This window comes from Streptomyces sp. NPDC096012, from assembly GCF_040426375.1.
GTDB lineage: Bacteria > Actinomycetota > Actinomycetes > Streptomycetales > Streptomycetaceae > Streptomyces.
Map to the genome: position 1 here is coordinate 1 of NZ_JBEOTD010000078.1, position 14618 is coordinate 14618.

At 74.8% G+C, this 14618-nt stretch carries 9 protein-coding genes and 2 pseudogenes; 4 read left to right on the forward strand and 7 right to left on the reverse strand.

Going from position 1 to position 14618, the window contains the following annotated elements; genetic code table 11:
- Positions 1 to 244 precede the first annotated feature (244 nt).
- Positions 245 to 543, forward strand: a pseudogene (locus tag ABVB68_RS36190) (PNPOx family protein); the annotation flags it as partial.
- Here ABVB68_RS36190 and ABVB68_RS36195 read toward each other — a convergent pair.
- The 6 genes from ABVB68_RS36195 to ABVB68_RS36220 form a co-directional block, all read right to left on the reverse strand.
- A complete protein-coding gene (locus ABVB68_RS36195) occupies positions 540 to 1034 on the reverse strand; it encodes a methylated-DNA--[protein]-cysteine S-methyltransferase (protein ID WP_353605469.1) in 495 nt (164 codons plus the stop codon). The pseudogene ABVB68_RS36190 and the gene ABVB68_RS36195 overlap by 4 nt on opposite strands.
- Positions 1031 to 2425, reverse strand: coding sequence for a DNA-3-methyladenine glycosylase 2 family protein (locus tag ABVB68_RS36200; protein WP_353605477.1), 1395 nt, complete (start codon positions 2423 to 2425; stop codon positions 1031 to 1033). The genes ABVB68_RS36195 and ABVB68_RS36200 overlap by 4 nt, the downstream gene beginning before the upstream one ends.
- A 217-nt stretch (positions 2426 to 2642) precedes the next feature.
- Positions 2643 to 3737, reverse strand: coding sequence for a ribosome small subunit-dependent GTPase A (rsgA, locus tag ABVB68_RS36205; protein ID WP_353605470.1), 1095 nt, complete (start codon positions 3735 to 3737; stop codon positions 2643 to 2645).
- A 368-nt stretch (positions 3738 to 4105) separates the two neighbouring features.
- Positions 4106 to 5593 carry a cellulose binding domain-containing protein gene (locus ABVB68_RS36210; protein WP_353605471.1) on the reverse strand — a complete coding sequence of 496 codons (1488 nt, stop codon included), beginning with the start codon at positions 5591 to 5593 and terminating at the stop codon, positions 4106 to 4108.
- 275 nt (positions 5594 to 5868) lie between these two features.
- Positions 5869 to 7236, reverse strand: a complete 1368-nt coding sequence (locus ABVB68_RS36215) for a radical SAM protein (protein WP_353605472.1) — start codon at positions 7234 to 7236, stop codon at positions 5869 to 5871.
- Between the two features lie 325 nt (positions 7237 to 7561).
- Complete coding sequence (locus ABVB68_RS36220) at positions 7562 to 8578, reverse strand: hydroxyacid dehydrogenase (protein WP_353605473.1); 1017 nt, start codon at positions 8576 to 8578, stop codon at positions 7562 to 7564.
- Positions 8579 to 8946: 368 nt separating this feature from the next.
- On the opposite strand from ABVB68_RS36220, the pseudogene ABVB68_RS36225 reads away from it, so the two are divergent.
- The 3 genes and pseudogenes from ABVB68_RS36225 to ABVB68_RS36235 all read left to right on the forward strand — a co-directional run.
- Positions 8947 to 9150: pseudogene (locus ABVB68_RS36225) on the forward strand (winged helix-turn-helix domain-containing protein); the annotation flags it as partial.
- 269 nt (positions 9151 to 9419) lie between these two features.
- Positions 9420 to 12296 carry a glycoside hydrolase family 2 TIM barrel-domain containing protein gene (locus tag ABVB68_RS36230; RefSeq protein ID WP_353605474.1) on the forward strand — a complete coding sequence of 959 codons (2877 nt, stop codon included), beginning with the start codon at positions 9420 to 9422 and terminating at the stop codon, positions 12294 to 12296.
- 503 nt (positions 12297 to 12799) lie between these two features.
- A complete protein-coding gene (locus ABVB68_RS36235) occupies positions 12800 to 13384 on the forward strand; it encodes a TetR/AcrR family transcriptional regulator (RefSeq protein WP_353605475.1) in 585 nt (194 codons plus the stop codon).
- A 308-nt stretch (positions 13385 to 13692) separates the two neighbouring features.
- On the opposite strand, the gene ABVB68_RS36240 is transcribed toward ABVB68_RS36235, so the two are convergent.
- Positions 13693 to 14475, reverse strand: coding sequence for an isocitrate lyase/PEP mutase family protein (locus ABVB68_RS36240; protein ID WP_353605476.1), 783 nt, complete (start codon positions 14473 to 14475; stop codon positions 13693 to 13695).
- Between the last annotated feature and the right edge of the window lie 143 nt (positions 14476 to 14618).

A 14618-nucleotide genomic window follows, 5' to 3' on the forward strand; every position in this document is an offset into this window, starting at 1 on the left:
GCGCGGCACGGCACGGGCGCGAGCACGGCACGGCACGAGCACGGGCGCGAGCACGAGCACGGGCGCGAGCACGGGCGCGAGCACGGCACGGCACGAGCACGGGCGCGAGCACGAGCACGGGCGCGAGCACGAGCACGGGCGCGAGCACGGCACGGCACGAGCACGAGCACGGGCGCGAGCACGGCACGGCACGAGCACGGCACGAGCACGGGCGCGAGCACGGCAGGCACGGGCGCGAGCACGGCAGGCGCGGGCGAGCCCCGTCGGCTTCTTCCCCCGGGACGACGGCACGATCCTGATCGGCGAGTACTCCACGGGCGCCACGAAGACACGAAGAAGTGGCGCGACCTCCGGCACGATCCGAAGGTCGCCCTGGTCGTGGACGGCATCGTGAGCGTGCGGCCCTGGCGGGTGCGCGGTGCGGACATCCGGGGCGAGGCCGAACTCCTGGCCGGCCCACACGACTTGGGGGCGCAGCCGAGCGAGGAGGTGATCCGGGTCCCTCCGCGCCGGGTGTACGGCCGGGGGCCGGCGGGGTCCTAGCGGCCGGCGAGCGCGCCCTCCAGGGTGAGCAGCCACACCTTGCGCTCGAGCCCGCCCGCGTACCCGGTCATCGTCCCGTTCGCGCCGATGACCCGGTGGCAGGGGCGCACGATGAGCAGCGGGTTGGCGCCGATGGCCCCGCCGACCGCGCGGACGGCCGGGCGGGACGCGCCGATACGGGCGGCGATCTCGCCGTAGGTCGCGGTGGCGCCGTACGGCACCTCGTCCAGCGCGGCCCACACCCGCTGCCGGAAATCGGTGCCGTCGGCGCGCAACGGCAGCTGGAACTCCTTGAGTTCACCCGCGAAGTAGGCGGCGAGCTGCTCGCCGGCCGCGCGGAACGGCCCCGGGTCCTGCCGCCAGCCGTCCTGGACGACCCGGCCGCCCTCCTGTCCGGGCACGGACACCGAGGTGAGCGCCCCGTCCGCGTCGGCGGTGAGCAGCAGTGGTCCGATGGGGGCGGCCAGCCGGGTGACATACACGGTCGTCATCGTCCCACCTCCGCCGCCACGCACAGATGCCGGACGGCGTAGGACCGCCACGGACGCCACGCGTCGGGCGCCTGTGTCCCGGGCGGGGCCACGTCCGGATCGCCCAGGGCGCGGACGCGGAGGGTCGCGACGGTGGCGGGATCCATGCCGGGCAGGGCGAGCAGCGCCTGCTCGGCGTCGTCCCGGTCGGCGCCCGGGTCCAGCCGTACGGTGCCGTCGGCGAGGGCGGCGGCGAGCGCGCCCAGCGGGCCGTCGGGCTCGGCCTCGGCGAGGACGCCCGGCTCCGGGAAGAGATGGGTGAGGGCGCCGCAGGGCGCGTCGAGCGCTTTGCCGTACCGGCGCACCAGCTCCTCGGCGCCCGCGGTGCCGGCCAGCGCGCGTACGGCGGGCTCCAGCGGGTCGACGGCGCCGGGCGAGCGCAGTCCGGGCCTCGCCGCGACCAGAGGGGCGAGCCGCGGGTCGGTGCCGAGCCGCTCGTCGACGGCGTACGGGTCGGCGTCCAGGTCGAACAGGCGCCGCAGCCGCTGCACCGCGGTGGTGAGGTCCCTGGGGTCGGTGAGGTGCAGCCGTGCCTGGAGCCAGCCGCCCTGCCGGGTGCCGCCGCCCGCCCGCGACTCCCGGGTGCGCTCCGCCACGGCGACGAGGGCGGTGCCGTACGGCAGCCGGAGGGTGCGCCGGTGGGTGCGGGCGCCCCGGACGCCGGTCACCTCCTCGACGCCGGGCACCGCCTCCCGCGCCAGCTGGTCGAAGACGGCCCCCGCCTGGTACGGGCCCCGGTAGGCGAGCCGCAGCGGGATGCCGGCGCCCGGGCCGGCGCGGCGCGCGTCACGGCCCCGGGGGGCGGCGGCACGCAACTCGGTCGGCGTCATGTCGTACACCTCGCGGACGGTGTCGTTGAACTGCCGCACGCTGGCGAACCCGGACGCGAACGCGATCTCGGTGACCGGCAGCCCGGTGGTCTGCAGCAGCACCCTGGCGGTGTGCGCCCGCTGGGCCCGGGCGAGTGCCACGGGACCCGCGCCGAGTTCGGCGGTGAGCTGCCGCTGTACCTGGCGGGCGCTGTAGCCGAGCCGTGCGGCGAGCCCGGCGACGCCGTCGCGGTCCACGGTCCCGTCGGCGATCAGGCGCATGGCACGGCCGACGACGTCCGCGCGGACGTTCCAGTCCGCCGAGCCCGGCACGGCGTCCGGCCGGCATCGGCGGCACGCCCGGAAGCCGGAGCCCTGCGCGGCGGCGGCGGTGGGGAAGAACCGCACGTTGCACCGCTTGGGCGTCACCGCCGGGCAGCTGGGCCGGCAGTAGATCCCGGTGGTCCGCACGGCGAAGAAGAACGCCCCGTCGAACCGCCCGTCCCGGCTGCGCACCGCCTCGTACCTGCTGTCCTCGTCCATCACGCCTTCCAGTGTGGTCCGCGGACACGGTACCGGGCTGGCGGAAATCGGACGTGAAGCTGCCCCCGGGCCCAGGGCCCCGAGCCCGTGAAGCTCCCCCCGGCCCCGGGGAGCGGTTGGGGACCCGCGTCGGGGGCGGCGGGACCCCGTGCCGGGGGCAGTGGGGACCCCCGTGCCGGGGGGCGATGGGGCCCCGTGCCCGGGGCCGTGGGCGGGGCTACGTCCAGTGGCCCCGCTTCGCCTGCATCGCCGCCCTGCCCTCGGCCCCCTTCCGCTTCCAGTCCCTCTTGATCTCGGTACGCAGCCGCGCGTCCGTCTTCGCCACGATCCACTGGTTCTCCCGCATCAGCTTGCGGTAGCTCTCCAGCCGCCGAACCGGAAGCTCCCCGTCCTCGACGGCGGAGCGCACCGCGCAGCCCGGCTCGCTGTCGTGGGCGCAGTCCTGGAAGCGGCACCGTCCGGCCAGCTCCTCGATCTCGGCGAAGACCGCGCCGACGCCGGTCTCGGCGTCGAAGAGGCCGACGCCACGCAGCCCGGGGGTGTCGATGAGCACACCGCCGGAGGGCAGGGCGAGCAGGTTGCGGGTGGTCGTGGTGTGCCGGCCCTTGCCGTCGATGTCCCGCGCGGCCCGTACGTCCATGACGTCCTCGCCGACGAGGGCGTTGGCCAGGGTGGACTTGCCCGCGCCGGACTGGCCGAGCAGCACGGTGGTGCCGGAGCCGACGAGCGCGTCGAGGGTGTCGAGTCCGTCGCCGTGCAGGGCGCTGGCGGTGAGGACGGGCACGCCGGGCGCGCTCGTCTCCACGTCCTGCACGAGGTGGGCGAGGGTCACCGGGTCCGGCACGAGGTCGGCCTTGGTGAGGACGACGACGGGCTGGGCGCCGGACTCCCAGGCGAGGGCGAGGAAGCGTTCGACGCGGCCGAGGTCGAGGTCCACGGCCAGGGACACGGCGACGACGGCGTGGTCGACGTTGGCGGCGAGGATCTGCCCCTCGGACCGCTTGGAGGAGGTGGAGCGCACGAACGCGGTGCGGCGCGGCAGATACACGCGCACGTAGCGGGGGTTGCCGCCGGGTTCGACGGCGACCCAGTCGCCGGTGCACACGACCCGCATCGGGTCGTGCGGGGTGACGAAGGCGGTGTCGGCGCGGACGACTCCGCCCGCCGTGACGACGTCGCACTGGCCGCGGTCGACCCGGATCACCCGACCGGGCAGCAGCCCTTCGGCCGCGTAGGGGGTGAACGCGTCGGCCCAGGCGTCGTCCCAGCCGTAGGGAGCGAGCGCGGAGAACACTGCGGAGGTGGAAGTCAAGGGAGACCCTTCACAAGGGTGGCCCCGGGCAGGCGCGGTGAGCGCGGTCGGATCAGCCGGTGGCCACGGAGGTGGACTTGATGAGTTCCTGGATGAGGGCAGCGCCCAGCACAGTGACAGCCATCGGTCGACACCTCCTCGTACACACTCGGGTCATGCACACCACCTCGGCGTGCTCGGCAACTGTAGCCCGCGGGCCGGGGGTTGCACCAAGCCTTTTCCCGCGCGCCGCATCCCGCACGTGCGGCGGTTCCGCGGGCTCCTCCGGCGGCCACGGGCTCCTCCGGCGGCCACGGGCTCACCCGGCGGCCGGCTCACCCGGCGCCCGCAGGCTCACCCGGCGGCCGGCTCACCCGGCGCCCGCAGGCTCACCCGACGGCGCAGGGAGCCCCGTTGAGCGTGAAGCCGTACGGCGCCCGGTTCCGGTCCCGCCAGGCGCCGACGAAGCCGAAGGACAGGGTGCCGTGCGCGGCGACGGAGCTGTTGTAGTCGGCGGCGGTGGCGGTGACGCGGGTGCCGTTCTGGTCGGCTTCGGCGTCCCACGTCTGGCCGATCCGCTGACCGTCGGGGAAGTTCCAGGCGACCTGCCAGCCGGTCAGGGCCAGGTCGGTGGTGACGGTGACGGTGGCCTGGAAGCCCTCGGGCCACTCGCCGACCAGGTCGTAGCGGACATGGCAGCCGGGCGCCCGCGAGGCGGCGGGGGCGCCGGGGCGGGACGGCTCGCGGGCGGGGGCGGAGGTGCCCTCGGAATCGGGTCGGGGTTCCGTGCGCACGCGCTTCGCCTGCGGGGATGCCGTGGAGGGGGTGGCGGCGGGCGTGCCGGCCGGGGACGGGCCACGGGTGGTGGGAGGGACACGGGGAGCGTCGGTGGCGGGCCGGCGGTCGACGCGGGCGGCGGCGGTCGTGCCGTCGCCCGACTCGCCGAACGGCATCAGCGACACGCCGAGTGCCAGCGCGGACAGCAGTACGGCCGCGGCAAGCAGGCCGCGCCGCACGATCCGGCCGCGGCCCGCGTCCTCCTCCGGGTCGTCGCCGTCCGGGGCGGTGGTGCCGGGGCGGCCCGCGCCGAGCCGGACCTCGGCGGCGCGGCGGCGGCGCTCCAGGTAGGCGAGGCCGCCCCAGCCGACGACTCCGGCGGCCAGCGCGGCGGGCAGGCCGCCGCCGTGCAGGCGCAGACAGGCCGCGGCCTCGGCGCACTCGGCACAGGTCGCCAGGTGCCGGGAGAGGTCGTCGGGGGCCTCGACCCCGGGCGACCGGGTGACCGCGTCCAGCAGCCGGGCGTAGCTGCGGCACGGTGTGTCCGTCGGGGTGTCCAGGTGGGCGCGGTGGCAGCGGTCCCGGAACAGGGTGCGGACCTCTTCGAGTTCGTCGGCGAGGCCGGCCGGGTCCAGACCGAGCCGGCGGGCGACGGTGGGCAGGGGCAGGGCCTCCACCTCGGCCAGCCACAGCAGCGAGGCGTCGGCCTCCTGCATGTCCCGCAGTCCGCGCAGTGCGACGGGCCGCCGCGCCGGCGGCCCCGAGAAGCGGCCCGCGCTGCCCGAGTTGAGCCACAGCCGGAGGTCGGGGTCGAGCCGGTGTCCCCGGCCGTCGGCCTCCCAGGCGGCCGCCGTGTCACGCACGGCGGTGAGCAGCGCCGGTATCGTCGGCAGCCGCGCGGTGCGGCGGCCGGCGCCTCGCACATAGGTGCGCGCGGCGGCGCGGAGCTCGCGCATGCCGTGGGTGAACGCCTCGGTCGCCAGCTGATGGGCCGTCAAGGACCCCGAGGTGCACAGGTCGGCGTACGAGAGCACCGCGTCCCAGCCCTCCGAGAACAGCGCGGCCTCGGTGGCGTCCTGGGGGGTCGGCAGGTCGGACATGGAACTCCTGCATCCACGTGCGAGGTCAACTCACCACAGGACAAAGGGAGTTGTGCGAAACCTCGCGGCAGGGCACCGAGCCTTTCACGTCCGTGACACCACTGACAAGCGGGCTGTTCACATCCGCTCACCGAGCGTGTCCGGACACCTGTTCGCGCCGCTTGCGAGGAGCGGGCTCGACGGGCTCCGCCCGGCCCGGATCGCTCGCGGCTCCGGCACTCGGTACGCGTGCCGGAGCCGGTCCGCTCACCGCCCGGCCGACCCGGGGGGCGGGCTCACGCCTCGGTCCGCACCGCCGGTGCGTCGCCCGCGGGTGCGTCGGCCGATCCGGCCCCCGCTTCGTCCGCGGGCAGGCTGTCCATGAAGGAGCTGACGGAGAACACCGCGCGACCGGGCCCGGGCGGACCGTAGCCGGGAGGCGAGGAGAGCCCGAACTCGTCCATGGTGGCGCGGTAGGCCTCCAGCAGCCGGATGTGGTACTCCAGCGGCGCGCCCTGCGGATTCGCCTTGCCGAGCGGGGTGGTGGGCTCCGGGCACCAGGTGGTGAAACGGGGCGTGATGCCGTGCGACATGAAGAACCGCAGGCCCTCGGTGGTGGAGGCGATCGCCTCGTCGACGGTGGTGAAGCCGAACGGCTCCGCCATCTCGACGCCCGCGACGAAGTTCGGGATCACGTTGCGGGCGCCGAACACCTCGGTGGAGTCGAGGATGCGCTTGTGCCACTCGTCCCGGCCGACGTAGCGCTCCTTGCCCGGGCAGTACAGCTCGAACAGCCGCCGGTCCCACACCTCGAAGTTGGGGTGGTAGATCTGCACGCCGTAGTCCTTGAACCGCTGCACGTCGGCCTTCGGCAGCGCCTGTGCGACCACCTTGCCGATCCAGCGGCCCGGGAAGCGCTCCTCGATGGCCTTGGCGTAGTGGCCGTAGAAGTCGGCCTCGTCCCGGCCGGCGACGGTCTTGGTGATCGCGCCGCCGGTGAGGGTGTAGGCCGTGGACGCCTTCTGGGTGTCGTACCGGTCGATGATCTCCAGGGCCTCGAGGACCTCCTCGACGTCCTTCACCCCGGTGTAGGGCCGGCCGGCCGCCTTGTGCTGGCGCCAGTTGTGGTTGATGTCGCAGTACTGGCACTCCTCCTTGGCGCCGAAGTACTGGCAGACCCGGAAGACGGTCAGATAGATCAGATAGCCCCACTGGATGGTGGGGGCGACCTCCATCACGGACTTCCCGTTGGACAGGGTGTGCCGGTAGTACTCGGGCATGGGCGGCACACCGACGTCGGCGATGCGCTTCCCGTCGAGGTACAGCCCGAGCAGTCCCTCGGCGTCGGCGGCGACCCGGTAGGGCGAGGCGGGGTTCACCCGTACAGAGACGACCGTACGGCGAAGGTCGTAGGGGCCGCCCGTGAGGATGATCTCCTCCGGCGGCCGGCGCAGCGCGGCCTCGCCCAGTTCGGGCAGGGTGCCGTGGTCGAAGGAGAAGATGAAGTACGACTTCGGCTTGACCTCGCCGCTCTCGTTGTCGCTGAGGGCGGACGGGTCGAAGGCGACGCCGCCACGGAGCAGATCCTCCTTGAAGACCGCTTCCCGTGGCACATGCGGGAACCGCTCCATCAGATCCTCGACCAGCGCGGTGCGACTGCCCATCCGTATGTCTCCTCCCGGCTCAGGCGTTCGCCTCTCACCGTATGCCCCCGTGTCCGGCCCGGCCGTGCCGGGTCCCCGCCCGGCGCGCGGACCGGTCCGGGACGGCGCCCTCGAGCACGCCGGGTGAAGGCCGGTGAGGAGCCCGGCACGGGTCCGTCACGCCACGCCGCCGGCTCCTCCGGGGCCGGCGTGTCTCAGCACCGGCGCTCAGGCGTGCCCCTGCGGCTCCGGGCATGCCGTGTCCCTGCGGCACCGGGCGTGCCCTACGGTTCCCGGCGTGTCCCTGCGGCACCGGGTGTGCCCCTACGGCTTCGGGTCCGTCACGTCACGCCGACCGCTCCAGCCCCTCCTGGTCGACGGCGTGCACAAGGGCGCGGCCGGAGGTCAGCCGTTCGGCCTCGTCGACCACCGTGCGGCCCAGACGGGCCAGCTCGTTGCCCAGGGAGCCGGCCAGGTGCGGGGTGACGAACACGTTGGGGAGGCCGAGGAGCGGGGAGTCGGCGGGCAGCGGTTCGGGGTCGGTGACGTCCAGGACGGCGCGGAGGCGGCCCGTGCGCAGCTCCTCGGTCAGCGCGTCGTGGTCGACGAGGGCACCGCGCGCGGTGTTGACGAGCACCGATCCGTCGGGCATCGACGCGAGTTCGCGGGCGCCGACGAGGTGCCGGGTCTGCGGGGTGTGCGGCGCGTGCAGCGTGACGACGTCGGAGGTGCGCAGCAACTCGTCGAGCGGCAGCAGGGGCACGCCGAGCCGGGCGGCCTCCGCCGCGTCGACGTACGGGTCCGCGAGCGTGACGGCGAGGTCGTACGGGCGGAGCAGTTCGAGCAGCCGGCGGCCGACGCGGGAGGCGCCGACGACGCCGACGCGGCGGCCGTGGTTGCCGATGCCGGGGACGCCGGGGGCGACGCCGCCGTGGGGGACGTCGCGTGGGTCGCGTGGCCGGCGGAGGTGGGCGAGGACGTCCTTGCCGGTGAGCAGGATCATGGCGAGCGTGTACTCCGCCACGGGCAGGGCGTTGGCGGCGGCGGCCGAGGAGACCAGGATGCCGCGCCGCCACACCTCGGGGGTGGTGAACCCCTTGACCGAGCCGGCCGCGTGCAGCACGGCGCGCAGCTTGGGCGCCGCGTCCAGGGCGGCCGCGTCCAGCCGGGGGCAGCCCCAGCCGGTGATCAGCACCTCGGTGCGGGCCAGGGCCTGACGCACCCGGGGCTCGGCGAAGTCGCGCGCCACCAGGGTGGGGTCGACGTCCACGCACGCGCGCAGCCGGGCGAGGAGGTCCGGCGGGAAGAGGTGCGGCACGTTCCGGTCCGTCATGGCGAACACAGCCTGAGGGCGCTCGGGCAAGGACGTGACCTTCCGGCTGGGCGACGCACGGGCAGCAACCGCTCTCCACGGTAGGTCGGGCCGAACGAGGGGGTCAACGGACACGCACGCCGGGTGGGATGTGGAAGCGATCTCCTGGCCGGCCGACCGCACGCCCTGCGGCTTCCTCCAGCCCCTTTCCCAACCCCTTGTCGAAACCCCGCACGGCCCATAGCCTGACGCCCGCTCCGGTGCGGACGCCGTCTCGGCCCGGTCTGACCCGGCCCGGCCCGGACCGGACCGGATGAAGGGCCCGCCCGAACGAGAGCCCGGCCCGTACGGAGGGGCCGGCCCGGACACAGAGCCCGGCCCGGACGGAGGGTCCGGCCCGGACGGGAGGTGGCAGCCGCGTGAAGCGCACGTCACGCGACATCCGCACCGCGAACCGCTACGAGGTACTGCGCCGGATCATCGCCGGATCCCCCGCCTCCCGGCAGGAACCGGCCGCCGCCACCGGGCTGAGCCCGGCCACGGTCGCCACGCTCGTCGGCGAGCTGCTGGACCTGGGTGTGATCACCGAGGTCGGCTTCGAGGACTCCGCCGGGGGCGGGCCCCTGGAGGAGGTGCGCCGGGCCGTCGCCCGGCACGCGCTGCGCAGGCCGCTGGCCGCTGGCCGCCACCGAGATCGTCCTCTCCCCGATCCCCACCGACCCGGTGTCCCTCGGCGCGGCCACGTTCGCGCTGGAGGGTGCCCTGCGGCCTGCGGGGCGGCGCGGGGCGCCCTCGCCGCTTCCGTCCCGCCCCGGCCGTCCGTGACCGTCCTCCGGCGCCTTCGGGTGCGGGGACCGCACGGACCGGCGGCAGGGGCCGAGCTAGGAGACTTATGTCCTTCCGCACCAGCACCGACTACGTCGAGGACGTCTCGCCGGGCGGCGGAGCGCTGCCACCCCGCGCCTGGTACGCGTCGTCGGATGCCAAGTCCTGCTCCCTCGGCGGCAACTGGCGCTTCAGGCTGTCGGACACCGCCGACGCCGAGGACGACTCGTTCGCGGCACCGGGGTACGACGCCGGCGACTGGGCCGAGGTGGCGGTCCCCGGGCACTGGGTCCTCCAGGGGCACGGCTCCCCCGTCTACACCAACCACCTGTACCCGTTCCCGGTCGACCCGCCCCGGGTCCCCACCGAGAACCCGACCGGCGACCATCTGCGCGTCTTCGACCTGCCCGGGGACTGGCCGGAGCCGTCCGCCGGCGGCGCCGTCCTGCGCTTCGACGGCGTGGAGTCCTGCGCCCGGGTGTGGCTGAACGGCACGCTCCTCGGCGAGTTCAAGGGCTCGCGGCTCCCCCACGAGTTCGCGGTCGGCCATCTGCTGCGGGCCACGGGCAACGTGCTGGCGGTCCGGGTGCACCAGTGGTCGGCCGGCTCCTACCTGGAGGACCAGGACCAGTGGTGGCTGCCGGGCATCTTCCGCGACGTCACCCTGCTGCACCGGCCGGCCGGCGGCGTGCGGGACTTCTTCGTGCACGCCTCCTACGACCACCACGACGGCAGCGGCACCCTGCGCGTCGACTCCGAGGTGGCCGGCCGCGTCACCGTCCCGGACCTCGGCATCGACGTGGCGACCGGCGAGCCGGTGACGGTTCCGGTCGAGCCCTGGTCGGCGGAGAGGCCGAGGCTGTACGACGGCGTGCTGGCCACCGGCGGCGAGCGGGTACCCCTGCGCCTCGGTTTCCGTACCGTGCGGCTGTCGGACGGGCTGATCGAGGTCAACGGCCGTGCCGTGCTCTTCAAGGGCGTCAACCGCCATGAGTGGCACCCGGAGCGCGGCCGCGCCCTGGACCTGGCGACCATGCGCGAGGACGTGCTGCTGATGAAGCGGCACAACATCAACGCCGTGCGCACCTCCCACTATCCGCCCCACCCGGCGTTCCTGGACCTGTGCGACGAGTACGGCCTGTGGGTCGTCGACGAGTGCGACCTGGAGACGCACGGCTTCACGGAACAGGGCTGGCGGGACAACCCCGTCGACGACGACCGCTGGACGCCCGCCCTGCTCGACCGCGCGGCCCGCATGGTCGAGCGGGACAAGAACCACCCCTCGGTCGTCGTCTGGTCCCTCGGCAACGAGGCGGGCACCGGCCGCGGCCTGACCGCGATGTCCGAGTGGATCCACGGCCGGGATCCCGGCCGGCTCGTGCACTACGAGGGCGACCGCAACTGCCGTGACACGGACGTCTACTCGCGCATGTACGCCGACCACGCCGAGGTCGAGCGGATCGGCCGGGGACTGGACGGCGGCCCCCGGCGGCGCCGTGAACTCCCCTTCGTCCTCTGCGAGTACGCCCACGCCATGGGCAACGGCCCGGGCGGACTCGCCGACTACCAGCGGATCTTCGAGACCTACGGCCGGCTTCAGGGAGGTTTCGTCTGGGAGTGGATCGACCACGGCATCGCGGACGCGCGGTACGGCTACGCCTACGGCGGCGACTTCGGCGAGGAGCTGCACGACGGCAACTTCGTCTGCGACGGCCTGCTCTTCCCCGACCGGCGGCCCTCGCCCGGCCTCGTCGAGTACAAGAAGGTGATCGAACCGGTCGGGCTCACCGGTGACGGCCCGGAGGGCACCGTACGCGTCACCAACAAGTACGACTTCGCCGATCTGTCGGCACTGGCCCTGACCTGGTCGTACCAGGTCGACGGGGAGACGGTGGGCTCCGGCACGCTGCCGGCACCCCGGCTGGCGCCGGGCGAGTCGGCCGACGTCGAGCTGCCCGCGCCGGCGCCCGCGGCATCGGCCGGCGAGGCCCTCTGGACGATCCGGGCGGTACTCGCGGCCGCCGCCCCGTGGGCGCCCGGCGGCCACGTCGTGGCCTGGGGGCAGATCCCGGTGTCGGCGGGCCGGGTGCCGTACGTCGCGGCGAACGCCCGGCCCGTACCGGGTGACGGGGTCGTCACGCTCGGACCCGGCGTCTTCGACGCCCGCACCGGCGACCTGCGGGCGGTCGGCGAGGTACCCGTGACCGGTCTGCGCCTCGACGTCTGGCGGGCCACCACCGACAACGACGACGGCGCCGCCTGGCAGAGCGACCTGCGCTACGGCCCGAAGTGGCGCAGGCTCGGCCTGCACCGCATGCGGCACCGCCTGGACGCGGTGGAGAGCGGGCAGGACGCGCTGACGGTCCGCACCCGGGTGGCGCCCGCCGCCCGGGCGGTGGGTCTGTCGACCGTGTACCGCTGGACGTCGGACGGGGAACGCCTGCGGCTGACCGTGTCCGTCGTCCCGGAGGGCGACTGGCAGGTGCCGCTGCCCCGGCTCGGCGTCCGCCTGGGGCTGTCCGCGGCCGACCGTGTCCGGTGGTACGGCGGTGGCCCCGGCGAGGCGTACCCGGACACCAGGACGGCGGCCTCGGTCGGCCGCTGGGAGTCGACGGTGGACGGGATGCAGACCCCCTACGTCCGTCCCCAGGAGAACGGCGCCCGCATCGACGTGCGGTGGGCGGAGCTGGGCGGTCTGCGCGTCGAGGGGGACCCGGCGTTCTTCCTCACCGCCCGCCGCTGGACCACCGAGCAGCTGGACGCCGCCACCCACCGCACCGATCTGGTGCCGGGCGACACGGTCTGGGTCAACCTCGACCACCGCCAGCACGGCATCGGCTCCCAGTCCTGCGGCCCGGGCCCCCTGCCGCGCTACCACCTGCGCCCCGAGCCGGCCGAGTTCTCCTTCACCCTCGCCCCGGCCCCGCCCACGCGACCCGCTTGACCGACCCGCCCCGACACGCACGCTACCGACACCCTCGGCCGGCCGGCGTCCGCACCGTAGCGACACCCTCGCCCGACCCGCTTGACCGACCCGCCCCGACACGCACGCAACCGACACCCTCGGCCGGCCGGCGTCCGCACCGTAGCGACACCCTCGCCCGAGTCCGCTTGACCGACCCGCCCCGACACGCACGCTACCGACGCCCTCGCCCGGCCGGCGTCCGCACCGTAGCGACACCTTCGCCCGGCCGGCGTCCGCACCGTAGCGACACCTTCGCCCGGCCGGCGTCCGCACGGCACCGACACCTTCGGCCGGCCGGCGTTCGCACCGACCCGCCCCCGACACGCACGCAACCGACACCCTCGCCCGGCCGGCGTCCGCACGGCACCGACAGCCTCGGCCGGCGCTCGCACGGCCGGGCCGCTCTTTTTCTCCGCAGCGATCTTCCTGGTATAGCTAGGCGCCGGCCGAGGCCGATCAGGCGTCCCGGGAAGGAGGGCCCCATGGCCCGAGCAGGCCTGAGTGCCGAACGTGTCGTCGTGGCGGCCGCCGAACTCGCCGACGAGGCGGGCTTCGAGCAGGTCACCCTGTCCGCGCTGGCCCGCCGCTTCGGCGTGAGGGACGCGAGCCTGTACTCGCACGTCCGGAATCTGGAGGACCTGCGCACCCGGCTCGCGCTGTACGCGGGCGGCGAGCTGATCGACCGGATCGCGGCCGCCGTGGCCGGGCGCGCCGGTAAGAACGCCCTGGCGGCCTTCGCCGGCGCCTACCGCGGCTACGCCCTGGAGCATCCGGGTCGCTACGCGGCCACCCAGATCCGCATCGACCAGTCCCTGATCGCCGGCTCTCCGGCGATGCTCCGCACCGCCCGTATCACCTACGGCATGCTGCGCGGCTACGGCCTGGACGAACCGGACCTGACGGACGCCGTACGCCTGCTGCGGAGCACCTTCCACGGCTACTGCGCGCTGGAGTCGGCCGGCGGCTTCGGCGCGGACCGGGACGTCCAGGTGTCCTGGGACAAGGCGATCGAAGCCCTGCACCTGGCCCTCACCCACTGGCCCCGGGAGACGAAGAGCGACGACTGAGCCGCTCCTCCATGACACGGCGGCGCGGCCCCGTGTCCCCCTGGCGCTGGGCGGCCCGCCCGACCATGCCGGATCACCGCGCGCAGTCCGCCGGCCTGCCCGCCGCGACGCCTTCCACACCGGTCTGCTCGCCGAGAGGACCTTCCCCCGACGGACACCGACCTCTCACCCGCGGTCCCCCACCCGACGCCCACACCGACCTGCTCACGCGCGGCCCTCCCCGGCGCGCACATCGACCTGCTCACGTGCGGCCCTCCCCCGGCGCCCACACCCACCTACTCACGCACTGCCCTCCCCGACGCCCACACTCACGCGCGGCCTTCCCCCGGCGCGCACACTTCGTCGTACGAAGGTGTGGTACCGCCCGGGGTGCGCCCGGCGGTGATGTCGGCCATCGCGTCCAGGGCCGCGCCCAGCGCCCGCCGGTAGAGCAGTGAGCCGAGGCTGACCCGCCGGACGCCGAGAGCGGCGAGCCGGGGCACGGTGGGGCCGGTGGGTGAATAGAGGACGTTGAGCGGGGCGTCGAGGTGCCGGATGAGGGTCCCGATCCGTCCTGGGTCGGTCAGGCCGGGCACGAACACCCCGTCGGCGCCCGCCTGCCGGTAGGCGTCGAGACGGTGCAGGGTGTCCGTCTCGTCACCGTCGCCCAGCCAGTACGTGTCCGTGCGGGCGTTGACGAACAGACCGGGCACAGCCGCCTTCACCGCGGCGATCTTCGCGGCGTGCCGTGCGGCCGGTTGGAGGCCGTCCTCCAGATTGATGCCGACGGCTCCCGCGGCCCACAACCGTCCCGCCAGCGCGGCGACTTCGTCCGGGTCGTCGGAGAATCCGTCCTCGGCGTCGACGGAGAGCAGGTAGGGCTCCGAGCCGAGGGTGCGGGCGAGGCGCAGGGTGTGCTCGCGGGTCGCGCCCCGGCCGTCGGGCAGTCCGACGGCCGCCGCCACGGCGAGACTCGACGTGGCGATCGCGGGAAACCCGCGCGCCGCGAGGGCGGCGGCCGAGGCGTGGTCCCAGGCGTTCGGCAGGAGCAGCGGCTCGCCGGGCCGGTGATGGAGGGCGGCGAACGAGGCCGGGGCAGGCTCTGTGGTCATACGTCCAGGGTGAGCGCCGCTCCCTTCGGCCGTCGCCGAACCGTCCGCCCCCCGTTATCTTCTTCGTGGTCCTGCAAGAGGGCCGCTGGCCTCCGGGCCCGGCATGACTGTTGCCCCCTGTCGATGGGATGACCTGGGGGGTG

What these genes read in the sequence shown, in the direction of transcription:
- ABVB68_RS36195 (WP_353605469.1), bottom strand. Translation starts at nt 1,034, where the DNA reads ATGACGACCGTGTATGTCACCCGGCTGGCCGCCCCCATCGGACCACTG.
- ABVB68_RS36200 (WP_353605477.1), bottom strand. Translation starts at nt 2,425, where the DNA reads ATGGACGAGGACAGCAGGTACGAGGCGGTGCGCAGCCGGGACGGGCGG.
- ABVB68_RS36210 (WP_353605471.1), bottom strand. Translation starts at nt 5,593, where the DNA reads ATGTCCGACCTGCCGACCCCCCAGGACGCCACCGAGGCCGCGCTGTTC.
- ABVB68_RS36215 (WP_353605472.1), bottom strand. Translation starts at nt 7,236, where the DNA reads ATGGGCAGTCGCACCGCGCTGGTCGAGGATCTGATGGAGCGGTTCCCG.
- ABVB68_RS36230 (WP_353605474.1), top strand. Translation starts at nt 9,420, where the DNA reads ATGTCCTTCCGCACCAGCACCGACTACGTCGAGGACGTCTCGCCGGGC.
- ABVB68_RS36235 (WP_353605475.1), top strand. Translation starts at nt 12,800, where the DNA reads ATGGCCCGAGCAGGCCTGAGTGCCGAACGTGTCGTCGTGGCGGCCGCC.
- ABVB68_RS36240 (WP_353605476.1), bottom strand. Translation starts at nt 14,475, where the DNA reads ATGACCACAGAGCCTGCCCCGGCCTCGTTCGCCGCCCTCCATCACCGG.